Source organism: Streptomyces sp. NPDC000878 (genome assembly GCF_053599695.1).
In genome coordinates this window covers 1-12,623 of sequence record NZ_JBSFMT010000020.1, presented here as the reverse complement: position 1 = coordinate 12,623, position 12,623 = coordinate 1, and the positions used below count along the sequence as shown (strand labels likewise).

The 12,623-nt window shown below is 72.0% G+C and carries 8 protein-coding genes; all 8 read left to right on the top strand.

Annotated features, from left to right (window positions below):
• Nucleotides 1-63: 63 nt before the first annotated feature.
• The 8 genes from ACWDR4_RS19620 (at nucleotide 64) to ACWDR4_RS19585 (ending at nucleotide 12,561) form a co-directional block, all read left to right on the top strand.
• On the top strand, nucleotides 64-2,331 hold the full coding sequence (locus tag ACWDR4_RS19620; protein ID WP_450410036.1) for a molybdopterin oxidoreductase family protein: 2,268 nt from the start codon (nucleotides 64-66) through the stop codon (nucleotides 2,329-2,331).
• 122 nt (nucleotides 2,332-2,453) lie between these two features.
• A complete protein-coding gene (locus ACWDR4_RS19615) occupies nucleotides 2,454-3,908 on the top strand; it encodes a CitMHS family transporter (protein ID WP_450410035.1) in 1,455 nt (484 codons plus the stop codon).
• A 55-nt stretch (nucleotides 3,909-3,963) separates the two neighbouring features.
• Complete coding sequence (locus ACWDR4_RS19610) at nucleotides 3,964-5,124, top strand: MFS transporter (protein ID WP_450410034.1); 1,161 nt, start codon at nucleotides 3,964-3,966, stop codon at nucleotides 5,122-5,124.
• Nucleotides 5,125-5,463: 339 nt separating this feature from the next.
• A complete protein-coding gene (locus ACWDR4_RS19605; RefSeq protein WP_369035550.1) occupies nucleotides 5,464-5,757 on the top strand; it encodes a DUF503 domain-containing protein in 294 nt (97 codons plus the stop codon).
• A gap of 93 nt (nucleotides 5,758-5,850) precedes the next feature.
• Nucleotides 5,851-6,312 (top strand): 30S ribosome-binding factor RbfA, encoded by a 462-nt coding sequence (gene rbfA, locus ACWDR4_RS19600; RefSeq protein WP_450410032.1) that lies wholly within the window; start codon nucleotides 5,851-5,853, stop codon nucleotides 6,310-6,312.
• On the top strand, nucleotides 6,309-7,217 hold the full coding sequence (truB, locus tag ACWDR4_RS19595; protein ID WP_450410031.1) for a tRNA pseudouridine(55) synthase TruB: 909 nt from the start codon (nucleotides 6,309-6,311) through the stop codon (nucleotides 7,215-7,217). The genes rbfA and truB overlap by 4 nt, the downstream gene beginning before the upstream one ends.
• A gap of 284 nt (nucleotides 7,218-7,501) precedes the next feature.
• Nucleotides 7,502-11,371 (top strand): trypsin-like peptidase domain-containing protein, encoded by a 3,870-nt coding sequence (locus ACWDR4_RS19590; protein WP_450410029.1) that lies wholly within the window; start codon nucleotides 7,502-7,504, stop codon nucleotides 11,369-11,371.
• 227 nt (nucleotides 11,372-11,598) lie between these two features.
• Nucleotides 11,599-12,561, top strand: a complete 963-nt coding sequence (locus ACWDR4_RS19585) for a bifunctional riboflavin kinase/FAD synthetase (protein ID WP_450410027.1) — start codon at nucleotides 11,599-11,601, stop codon at nucleotides 12,559-12,561.
• Nucleotides 12,562-12,623 lie beyond the last annotated feature (62 nt).

Below are 12,623 nucleotides of genomic sequence, written 5' to 3'. Positions count from 1 at the left end.
CGGTATGCTCGGCCTCAGTCTCCAGCCGTGCGTCAACGCTGCCGCCACCCTCCGGGAGGACCCGTGTCCAGCCCCACCGACTCCCGTACCGCCCTGCGCGTGTGCCCCCTGTGCGAGGCCACCTGCGGACTGACGCTCACCATCGAGAGCGGCCGGGTCACCCGGGCCCGAGGTGACCGCGACGACGTGTTCAGCCAGGGGTTCATCTGCCCGAAGGGCGCCTCCTTCGGGGCCCTCGACAGCGACCCCGACCGGCTGCGCACCCCCCTCGTACGACGGGACGGCGAGCTGCGCGAGGCCAGTTGGGCGGAGGCCTTCAACGCCGTCGCGGCCGGAATCCGGGGTGTCGTCGAGCAGTACGGGGCGAACTCCGTCGGTGTCGTCCTCGGGAATCCGAACGTGCACACCGTGGCCGGGGCGCTCTACCCGACCGTCCTGCTCGCCGGTCTCGGCACCCGCAGTGTCTTCACCGCCTCGACGGTCGACCAGATGCCCAAGCACGTCTCCAGTGGCCTGCTGTACGGCGACGCCAACGCGATCCCCGTACCCGACCTCGACCGCACCGACCACCTCCTGCTCATCGGCGCCAACCCCCTTGAGTCCAACGGGAGTCTGTGCACCGCACCCGACTTCCCCGGCAAGCTCAAGGCCCTCAAGGCGCGCGGCGGCACCCTCACCGTCATCGACCCGCGCCGCACCCGCACCGCCAAGCTCGCCGACCGGCACATCGCGATCCGCCCCGGTACGGACGCCCTGCTCCTCGCCGCGATGACCTTCGTCCTGTTCGACGAACACCTCGTCGACCTGGGCGAGTTGGCGCCGCATGTCGTCGGGGTCGACGAACTCGCCGAGTCCGTACGGGACTTCACTCCCGAGGCCGTCTCCGAAGCGTGCGACGTGGACGCGGACACCATTCGTACCCTCGCCCGGGAACTCGCCGCCGCGCCCACCGCCGCCGTCTACGGCCGCATCGGCAGCTGCACCGTCCCGCACGGCACCCTCGCCAGCTGGCTGGTCGACGTCCTCGACATCCTCACCGGCAACCTCGACCGTCCCGGCGGCGCCCTCTTCCCGCAGGCGGCCACCGACAAGACGCCTCGACCGGCCGGGCCCAGCCACGGCTTCGCGCTGGGCCGCTGGCACTCGCGGGTCGGCCAACACCCGGAGGCGAAAGGCGAGTTGCCGCTCTCCGCGCTCGCCGAGGAGATCGACACCGCTACCGGCACCCAAGGCGCCGAGGGCGAGCCGATCCGGGCGCTCATCGCCGTCGCCGCCAACCCCGTCCTCTCCGCGCCCGACGGCAACCGGCTCGACAAGGCGCTGGACTCGCTCGACTTCATGGTCAGCGTCGACCCCTACCTCAACGAGACCTCGCGCCACGCGCACGTCGTCCTGCCGCCGCCCCCGCCCTCGCAGAGCCCGCACCACGACTTCGCCCTCAACACCCTCGCCGTCCGCAACCAGGTCCGCTACAACCGCCCCGCGGTCCCCCTGGAGCCGGGCCGGATGGCCGAGACCGAGATCTTCGCGCGGCTCATCCTGGCCGCGACCGGGATGCACGGCGCCGACCCCGCCGCCGTGGACACCATGGTCATCGACCAGACCCTCGGCAAGGCCGTCAAGGAACCCCACTCCCCGGTCCACGGCCGGGATCCGCGGGAGCTGGCCAAGTCGCTCGACGGCGACACCGGCCCCGAGCGCCGCCTCGACCTGATGCTGCGCCTGGGCCCGTACGGCGACGGCTTCGGCGTACGGCCGGACGGGCTGAGCCTGGCGAAGCTGCTCGCCCACCCGCACGGCATCGACCTGGGGGCGCTCCAGTCGCGCCTGCCGCAGCCCCTGAAGACGCGCAGCGGCCGGATCGAACTCCTGCCGGGACCCATCGCCGACGACCTGCCACGACTGCGCCAGGCCCTGCGCGAGCGCCCTGCCGGGATCGTGCTCATCGGCCGCCGCCACCTCCGTTCCAACAACAGCTGGATGCACAACGTGCCCGCCCTCACCGGCGGCACCAACCGCTGCACCCTGCACATCCACCCCGAGGACGCCGCCCGCCTCGGGGTCGAGGACGGCGCCCCCGTACGGATCAAGGGCGCCGGGGGAGAGGTGGTGGCCCCGGCGGAGATCACGGACGTGGTCCGGCGGGGGGTCGTCAGCCTGCCCCACGGGTGGGGACACGACCGGCCCGGCACCCGGCTCGCGCACGCCGCCGTCGACCCCGGGGTCAACGTCAACCAGCTCCTCGACGGCAGTCTGCTGGACCCGCTGTCGGGCAACGCCGTACTGAATGGTGTACCCATCGAACTCGCGCCAGCAGGCACAACGCTGTGACCTGGAGTTTTGCGCTTATTGCTCGCACGTCAACATCTTGTTAAGACTTGCGTGGCCGCCCTAACGTCAACGCACTGCCGACTCCGGTGGGAGTTCAAGGGCGAACGTTAGGTAACCCACTCATGTTGACCATCCTGGGCTTCACGATGATCGCGACCTTCCTGGTCCTGATCATGATGAAGAAGATGTCGCCGATCGCGGCGCTCGTACTGATCCCGGCACTGTTCTGCGTCTTCGTCGGGAAGGGCGCCAAGCTCGGTGACTACGTCATCGACGGCGTCACCAGCCTCGCCCCCACCGCGGCGATGCTCATGTTCGCGATCGTCTACTTCGGTGTGATGATCGACGTCGGCCTCTTCGACCCGATCGTCCGAGGCATCCTGAAGTTCGCCAAGGCGGACCCGCTGCGCATCGTCGTCGGCACCGCGCTTCTCGCGGCGATCGTCTCCCTCGACGGCGACGGCTCGACCACCTTCATGATCACGGTCTCGGCGATGTACCCCCTGTACAAGCGCCTGAAGATGAGCCTCGTCGTGATGACCGGCGTCGCCGCGATGGCCAACGGTGTGATGAACACCCTGCCCTGGGGTGGCCCGACGGCCCGTGCCGCGACGGCCCTGAAGCTCGACGCCAGCGACATCTTCGTCCCGATGATCCCGGCACTCGCCGCCGGCCTGGCCTTCGTCATCGCCCTCTCGTACGTCCTCGGCCGCCGCGAGCGCAAGCGGCTCGGCGTGCTGACGCTGGACGCGGTCCTGGTGGAGGAGCCGGAGCAGGAGACGGAGACCGTCCTCGTCGGCGCCGGTTCGGGCGCGAAGTCGGCCGCCGGGGGATCCGGGGCGGGCAACTCGGCCGCACCGACCGGCGGTTCGGCCGCCGAGGGGAACCCGGGCGACGCCACGGCCGGGGACAGCGACGATGACGACGACCGGATGCTGAAGGTCCTCGACCCCAACCGTGCCACCCTGCGGCCCAAGCTCTACTGGTTCAACGCGCTCCTCACGGTCACGCTGCTCACCTCCATGATCATGGAGTGGCTGCCGATCCCGGTGCTGTTCCTGCTCGGTGCCGCGCTCGCCCTGACGGTCAACTTCCCGCACATGCCCGACCAGAAGGCCCGTCTCGGCGCCCACGCAGAGAACGTCCTCAACGTCTCCGGCATGGTCTTCGCCGCCGCCGTCTTCACCGGCGTCCTGACCGGTACCGGCATGGTCGACCACATGGCCCGCTGGCTCGTCGACAACATCCCCGACGGCATGGGCCCGCACATGGCCTTCGTCACCGGCCTGCTGAGCATCCCGCTCACCTACTTCATGTCGAACGACGGCTTCTACTTCGGCGTCCTGCCCGTCCTCGCCGAGGCCGGCGCGGCCCACGGCGTCTCCCCGCTGGAGATCGCCCGCGCCTCCCTCATCGCCCAGCCCCTGCACATGTCCAGCCCGCTCGTCCCGGCCGTGTACGTTCTCGTCGGCATGGCGAAGGTCGAGTTCGGCGACCACACCAAGTTCGTGGTCAAGTGGGCGATCCTGACCTCGCTGGCGATCCTCGGGGCGGGAATCCTGTTCGGCATCATCTGATCCGCCCGCAGGCACGCACGTACGTACGCACACGCCCGTCCGGAAGGACAAGTCCATGAGGCCCGGTGGGAACCGCGGCTGGCTGCTCCGCCTCGTCATCGCCTTCAGCTTCACGCAGGGGGCGGTGTCGATGGCCCGGCCCGCCGTCTCCTACCGGGCCCTCGCGCTGGGCGCGGACGAGCGGGCGATCGGCGTCATCGCCGCCGCGTACGCCCTGCTCCCGCTCTTCGCCGCCGTCCCGCTGGGCCGTCGCACCGACCACGGCCGCTGCGCGCCCCTGCTGACCGTCGGCGCGCTCCTCATCTCGGGCGGCTGTGCGCTGGGCGCCACCGCCAACTCCCTTGTGGCGATGGCCGCGTGGAGCGGCGTGACGGGCCTCGGCCACCTCTGCTTCGTCATCGGCGGCCAGTCGCTCGTCGCCCGCCGGTCCGCCCCCGACGAACAGGACCGCAACTTCGGCCACTTCACCATCGGCGTCTCGCTCGGCCAGTTCATCGGTCCGATGGCGGCCGGTGCGCTGATCGGGGGCGAGGACATGGCGGCGAGCAGTGCACGCGCCCTGCTCGTCGCGGGTGCGGTCGCCGCGCTCTCGTTCACGTCGTTGTGGCGCGTCGAGGACCGTACGGCCGTCAAGTCCCGTACGGAGCAAGGTGATCGTGTCCCCGTGCACCGCATACTGCGCACCCGGGGCGTACCCGCGGGCATCTTCGTCAGCCTCGCCGTGCTGTCCGCGACCGACGTTCTCACCGCCTACCTTCCGGTGGTCGGCGAGGACCGGGGTATCGCGCCGGCGGTCATCGGCGTACTCCTCGGGCTGCGGGCGGCGGCCACGATCGCGTGCCGGCTGGTGCTGACGCCGCTCGTGCGGCTGCTGGGGCGGCGTCGACTCCTCACCGTGACCTGTCTGTTGGGGGCGGTGCTGTGTGCGGGGATCGCGCTGCCGGTGCCGGTGTGGGGGCTGGCGTTGATGCTCACGGCGCTGGGGTTCTGCCTGGGCGTGGGCCAGCCCCTGTCGATGACGACGGTCGTCCAGGCGGCTCCGCCGGGGGCTCGGTCGACCGCCCTCGCGCTGCGGCTGACCGGCAATCGGCTCGGCCAGGTGGCTGCGCCGGCTACGGCGGGGCTGGTCGCGGGGGTTACGGGGGTGGGGGCGCCGTTCGTGATGCTGGGGGTGTTGTTGGTGGTGTCGTCGGGGGTTTCACGGGTTCGGAGTTGACGGGGCTAGGCAGGGATTTTCTTCGCCCCCGCCGCCCCTACCCGTCCCATCCCTGGGGGCTGCCGCCCCCAGACCCCCACTCCGGCCCTGAACGGGCCTTGTCCTCAATCGCCGGACGGGCTGACCAACTCAGCCCGTCCGGCGTTTGAGGACGAGCGCGTTCAGCGCGAAAGGGGGGTCTGGGGGCGCAGCCCCCAGGGATGGGACGGGTAAGGGCGGCGGGGGCGAACAACAATCCCGTCGAGCCACCGCCCCGTACGCTGTACCGTTCTTGATGTCCCCGCCCATACAGTCGGCGGGGCCATCGATCCCGCACCGGCGGGTCATCCGGATACACACATGTACGTGGGGACTCTGTCCTTCGACCTCCTGCTCGGCGACGTACGCTCGCTGAAGGAGAAGCGCTCCGTCGTCCGCCCGATCGTCGCCGAACTCCAGCGCAAGTACGCGGTGAGCGCGGCCGAGGTCGAACACCTGGACCTGCACCGCAGAGCGGGCATAGGCCTGGCGGTGGTGGCAGGCGACACGGCACACATCACCGATGTGCTGGACCAGTGCGAGCGACTGGTGGCCGGCCGCCCCGAGGTGGAACTGCTGTCCGTACGACGACGGCTCCACGGCGACGACGACTAGCCGAACAAATGAATGACCTGAACGACCTGCAAGAACGCAGGACGCAGAAGCGCAACGCAGAACGCGGAACAGAAAAGAACGGGAGACGGACCAGTGGCCGACAACGCGCGGGCGAAGAGGTTGGCTGACCTCATCCGAGAGGTGGTGGCCCAGAAGCTCCAGCGCGGGATCAAGGACCCGCGCCTCGGCACCCACGTCACCATCACGGACACCCGGGTCACCGGGGACCTCCGGGAGGCGACCGTCTTCTACACGGTCTACGGGGACGACGAGGACCGGGCAGCCGCTGCCGCCGGTCTGGAGAGCGCCAAGGGCGTCCTGCGCTCCGCCGTCGGCCAGGCCGCGGGCGTGAAGTTCACGCCGACCCTGGCCTTCGTCGCCGACGCCCTCCCGGACACCTCCAAGAAGATCGAGGACCTCCTCGACAAGGCCCGTGCCTCCGACGCGCAGGTGCGCCAGGCGTCCGCGGGCGCCGCGTTCGCCGGTGACGCGGACCCGTACAAGAAGCCGGACGACGAGGACGACACCGCAGGGACGGACGACACCTCCGAATGACGCAGAAGAACACCAGGACGCCCGACGGGCTTGTCATCGTCGACAAGCCGTCGGGCTTCACTTCGCACGACGTGGTCGCCAAGATGCGCGGGATCGCCAGGACCCGCCGCGTCGGACACGCCGGCACCCTCGACCCCATGGCCACGGGCGTGCTCGTCCTCGGGGTCGAGCGCGCGACCAAGCTCCTCGGCCACCTCGCGCTGACCGAGAAGGAGTACCTCGGCACCGTCCGCCTCGGACAGAACACGCTCACCGACGACGCCGAGGGGGACATCACCTCCTCCACCGACGCCTCCGGGATCACCCGCGAGGCCGTCGACGCCGGCGTCGCCAAGCTGACCGGCCGCATCATGCAGGTGCCGTCCAAGGTCAGCGCCATCAAGATCAACGGCGTGCGCTCCTACAAACGGGCCCGCGAGGGCGAGGAGTTCGAGATCCCGGCCCGCCCGGTCACCGTCTCCTCCTTCGCGGTGTACGACGTCCGGGAGGCGGTCGCGGCCGACGGCACCCCCGTACTCGACCTGGTCGTGTCGGTGGTGTGCTCCTCCGGTACGTACATCCGCGCGCTGGCCCGGGACCTGGGCGCCGACCTGGGCGTCGGCGGCCACCTCACGGCGCTGCGCCGGACGCGCGTCGGCCCGTACAAGCTGGACACGGCCCGCACGCTCGACCAGTTGCAGCAGGAGCTGACGGTGATGCCGATCGCCGAGGCGGCCACTGCCGCGTTCCCGCGCTGGAACGTGGACGAGAAGCGGGCACGGCTGCTGACGAACGGCGTACGGCTGGAGATGCCCGAGGAGTACACGGGCGTCGGTGCCGTGGCCGTCTTCGACCCCGCCGGGCAGTTCCTCGCCCTGGTGGAGGAGGAGAAGGGCAAGGCGAAGAGCCTCGCGGTCTTCGTCTGACAGCAGTGGACGGCAGGGTGGACAGCAGTGGAGTGCTACCGGTCCGTGGAGCGGCGGTCACGGGGACGTTCCCGCCGCTCCACGGTCCCCCCTCGGTTCCCCCACCCAGAGGTGTATCCATCCCTCGCGGTTCATTCACCCGTCCGGGCAGGCGCTCGGAGTGAACCGAGGGGGCGGAAGGGGGCGCGTTCGTCGCACACTCTGTCCTGCTGATCACCGGATGCCTACCGTCGAAAGCAGACGCGTGCGTACGCAGGCACGCGTGTACGGCGGGGAGGTCGACGATGGCGGGACGGGGCCCGCGCGCCGGGGGTGGCCGTCGGCCGTCGGCCGGAGCGCGTGAGACACGAGAGAACGAAGCCGCTGCGGAAGCCGCAGGAGCCGCGGAAGTCGGCGATGCCACCGAGGTTGCCGCAGAGTCGCTCGTGCGGGTGTGCGACCTGGCCGGTCGCCCACGCGGCACGGGCTTCGTGGCCGACCACCACGGCACACTGATCACCAGCCACGAGGCCGTCGACGGACTGGCCCGGCTGGTCCTCCACGGCCCTGCGGACCGTACGTGTGTGGTGTCGGCGGCAGATGCGGTGACCCTCCTCCCGACCTTGGGCCTGGCCCTGGTGCGCACGGAGGGCCTGGGCGCGGATCCGCTCCCCGTCTCGGTCCGAGACCGGGTGGCGACTGGCACATACGTACGGATCGCGGCGGGCGGCTGGCGCGAGGCGCGCGTGCTCGGCACGACCGACGTCACCTACACGGCCACGGACCGCTTCCATCTCCTCCCCGACGCCCTTGAGCTGGCCATCGGCACAGCGGGCAGCGACGCGCTGCGACTGGGCGGCGGCGCGGCCGGCGGCCCGGTGCTCGACCGTACGACGGGAGCGGTGCTGGGGGTGTTGGGCACGCCCCTGCTGCCGCAGCCCACGGGAACGTCACCGGAACCGCCCGGCCACCGCGCACCGGGCTTCGCGCTCCCCCTCCACACCCGACGGGCAGTGGGCGCCCCCCTCGCAGACCTCCTGGCCCGCAACGCGGCGACGGTCCCCGCGTTCGGCGCCGACCTCAATCTCGCGGGCGTCCTGGAACTGACGGCCACCTCGGTGGGCTCGGACGGACCGCCGGGCGCACTGGCGGGCTTCGTGGGCCGTACCTCGGGCGGCCTGGACGCGGGCGCGGTCGAGCCGGTCGAACGGGCGGAACTGGCAAGGGAGTTGAAGGCGTTCACCGCCGCGCGCGAAAGCCCGGCCGTCGTCCTCGGCCTGGTCGGCGCCCCCGGCAGCGGCCGTACGACGGAACTCGCGGCCCTCGCCGCCCGCCGCCACCGAGACCCGGAACCGGCCCCCACCCTGTGGCTGCGCGGCGCCGACCTGCGCGACGAGGACACCTCGGTGGCGGACGCGGCCCGCCGCGCACTGGACCGCGCGGGCCGGATCGTGGCCGCGTCGGGCGAGTACGGCACCGACCTGGGCGACATCACCCCGGAACGCCTGTCCCACCTGGCCCACAAAACCGACCGCCCCCTGCTCCTCCTCCTGGACGGCCCCGAGGAAATGCCCCCACTCCTGGCCCACCGAGCACAGGAATGGACAAGGGCGACGGAGGCATGGCTCCGGGAATCCCACGCCCGCCTGGTGGTGGCGTGCCGCCCGGAGTACTGGGAGCAGACGGGGGGTGGGGCGGGGTCTTGGGAGCAGAAGGCGGGCGGGGCGGGATCTGAGGACGAGGCCGGGCCAGCCATTTCAGCCCGTCCGGCGTTTGAGGACGAGGCCGTTCAGGCCGATAAGCGGGGGTCTGGGGGCCCAGCCCCCAGGGATGGGACGGGTAGGGGCGGCGGGGGCGAGAAACACCCAGGGCCACCCCACCCCCCACGCCACCTCCACCTCACCGACCTCACCGAATCCGAAGCCCACCAAGCCCACACCCGCTACGCCATCCCCCCGTCCGCCCTCACCCCCGAGGACGCCCGCCACCCCCTCACCCTCCGCCTCCTCTCCGAGGTCCGCGCCGCCCTCCCTACTCACCCTCCTCACCCCACCCACCCCGACACCCCGACCACCACCCCCCACCCCCGCCTGGACCGCCACGACGTCTTCACCGCCTACCTGGACCTGATGTGCCTCCGCATCGCCGTCCGCCTCGCGGCGGAGAACGGCCTGCGCGGCACCCCCGTACGCCGCCTCGCAGCCAAGGTCTCCGGCCAGGTCCACGAGGCCGCCCGCCGCAGCCTGGGCCCCGGACAGGGCGAGCTGGACCGCGCGTCCTTCGAGTCCGTGTTCCCCTGGGGCCCCGCACCGGCCCGGCTGGGCGGCGGCACGGGCTGGGCCTCCGCCGTCCTCACCGAGGGCCTCCTCGTCCCCGCCGGCACCGGCTACCGCTTCGCCCACGAGGAACTGGCCGACTGGATCCAGGGCACGCACCTGGACCTGGACGAGGCACTGCACGCCCTGGTCCACCGCCGCCGCCCGGAGACCGACAGGAACGCGGCCCTCGTCCCCGTACCGCACCACCGCATCGGCCCGGTCGTCCAGTCGCTGCTCCTCCTCGCCCGCCAGCACGGAGCGCCCGAACTGGCCGTACGCCTAAGGGAGTTGGCGCAAGCCATCGACCCGCAGCCCCAGCCCTCAACCTCCTCCACAGCCACCGAGACAACCACCACGACCGCCACTACGACCACGACCGCCACCGCGACCACGACTGCCACCGCGACATCCACCTGGTGGGCGACCCACCTCCTCACCGACGTACTCCGCCACGTCCCCGACGCGACCCCGTACACCCACGTCCTGCGCCTCCTAGCGGACCGCATCGTGGCCCGCCGCCGACGGCACCAGACGGTGCCCCCGGAGTTGGGCCCTTCTTTCTGGACCGCCCTCCGCCTCCCCGAGGCCACCCGTGTCGACCTCCTGCGCCGACTCGTCGTCAGCGACGACCCGCCGGGCCAGTCCGACCAGCCCCGCTACCTGGACGCCGTGGCGCAGCTGCTCGCCGCCGACCCCACCGCCGTACAACCGCTCCTCGCCCGCTGGTTCGACGACGACCGTCCGCTGCCCGCGACGCCGGACGCGACCGTGGCGACCGCCGCCCAGGCGTTGCTCCACACCCACCGCCACCGGGCCCTGGACGAGCTGACCGAGGTGCTCGTCGACAGTGCGCACCGGCGTGGGGACGAACTCCTCGCCGTGCTCGCCGAGGAGGAGCCGTCGGCCGTCTGCCGGGCCGTGGACCGGTGGGCGCACGACGAGCGACCGGCCCGGCGGGTCGCGGCGGTGGCGTACGGAACGCGCGTCGCGCCCCATGTGCCCACCGAGGCCGACCGCGACCTCCTGCGCTACGCGGCCCTCGCCCTGCTCGCCCGCCCGGGCGACTGCACGCTGCACGGCGGCGCGCTCGCGCTCCTCGTCCGTGATCCGCGTACCCGCGCCCAGCATCTCCCGCAGGCGCTACGGCACTTCACGGCCGGCGACCCGCATCTCCCGCCGAGCGCCCTGATCCCCGCCCTCACGACCCACCCGGAGCCGGTCCTCGACGCGTTCCGGACCAGGCTCCTCGGGCCGGAGCCGGGCGACGCGCTGCGCACCCTCGCCGACGTCACGACCCCGGCCCTCGCCCGCCGGGTCGCCGTGCTCGTACGGGAGGCGGTGGAGCGGCGCCCGGAGACCGCCGGGCACATGGCCGCGTACGTCGACCGGCGCCTCGACCAGGGACCGACCGTCCGGCCTGTGCTCCTTCCGCTGGTCACCGGTCTCCTCGACGGCGGCCCGGCACCGGTGCGCGCCGCCCTCGCGACCGTGCTCGCCGCGCCCGGGGCCCCCGACTCCCACCCCCTCCGCCATGAACTCCTCGAAGCACTGCTGGCCCGGGAGCACGACCCCACCGCCCTGGACGCGCTGCTCCGCGCCACCGTGGAGGCCGCGGCCCGCCATGGCGAGGAACGCACGCGGGGCCTCGTACACCGCTGCGGTCTGCTGCTCGTACGCACTCCGGACGGGGCGACGCGGTTCGACTGCTGTCTGGTCGAGCTGAGCAGGCGGGTGCCCGGGTTCGCGGCGCTGGTGGCGGGCTGGCTGGCCGACACCCCGGGGGAGTGGGCCGTCGTGGTCGGCCCCAGCACCCGGCGCATGATCGAGAACCTGGCGGGGGTACGGGTCCCCGCGTAGGACACGCCAAGAGGCGTCGACGGGGCGCCGACCAGGCAGCGACGGGACGGCGACGGGGCAGTGACGGGGCAGCGACGGGGCGACATCCGACACCCGGTCACGTGCGCCCCGTCACAGCCTCCATGCCGATGCGAGCGGGGCGCGTCCGGCATGGCACCCTTAGACCTGCGTAAGAAGGCCTGCGTAAGAGGCAGACACGGACACGGGTTCGACGAGGAGCGGTCACAGTGCAGCGCTGGCGTGGCTTGGAGGACATCCCTGAGGACTGGGGACGCGGCGTCGTCACCATCGGTTCCTACGACGGGGTCCACCGCGGACACCAGCTGATCATCCGGCATGCCGTGGAGCGCGCCCGCGAGCTGGGCGTTCCCTCGGTCGTCGTCACGTTCGACCCGCACCCCAGCGAGGTCGTGCGCCCCGGCAGCCACCCGCCGCTGCTGGCCCCGCACCACCGCCGTGCCGAACTGATGGCCGAGCTGGGTGTCGACGCCGTCCTCATCCTCCCGTTCACCAAGGAGTTCTCGAAGCTCTCCCCGGCCGACTTCGTGGTCAAGGTCCTCGTCGACAAGCTGCACGCCCGGGCGGTCGTCGAGGGCCCGAACTTCCGTTTCGGCCACAAGGCGGCCGGCAACGTGAAGTTCCTGACCGAACTCGGCCGGACGTACGACTTCGAGGTCGAGGTCGTCGACCTGTACGTGTCGGGCGAGGCGGGCGGCGGCGAGCCGTTCTCGTCCACGCTGACGCGCCGTCTGGTCGGCGAGGGTGACGTCGAGGGAGCACGCGAGATCCTCGGCCGCCCGCACCGCGTCGAGGGTGTTGTCGTCCGGGGCGCCCAGCGCGGCCGTGAACTCGGCTTCCCCACCGCCAACGTGGAGACGCTGCCCCACACCGCGATCCCGGCCGACGGTGTCTACGCGGGCTGGCTGCACGCGGACGGCGAGGTGATGCCGGCCGCGATCTCCGTCGGCACGAACCCGCAGTTCGACGGCACGGAACGGACGGTGGAGGCGTACGCCATCGACCGCGTCGGCCTCGATCTGTACGGCCTGCACGTCGCCGTCGACTTCCTGGCGTTCGTACGCGGCCAGGCCAAGTTCGACTCGCTGGACGCGCTGCTCGTACAGATGGCCGAGGACGTGAAGAAGTGCCGCGAGCTGATCGCGGCGGCGGCCGGGCCGGTGGTGGCGTAGTGGGCGCCCGCGTTGTCGGGGTTGCCGTACTGGTAGAGCATCACCCAGTCCGGGTGCTCGGC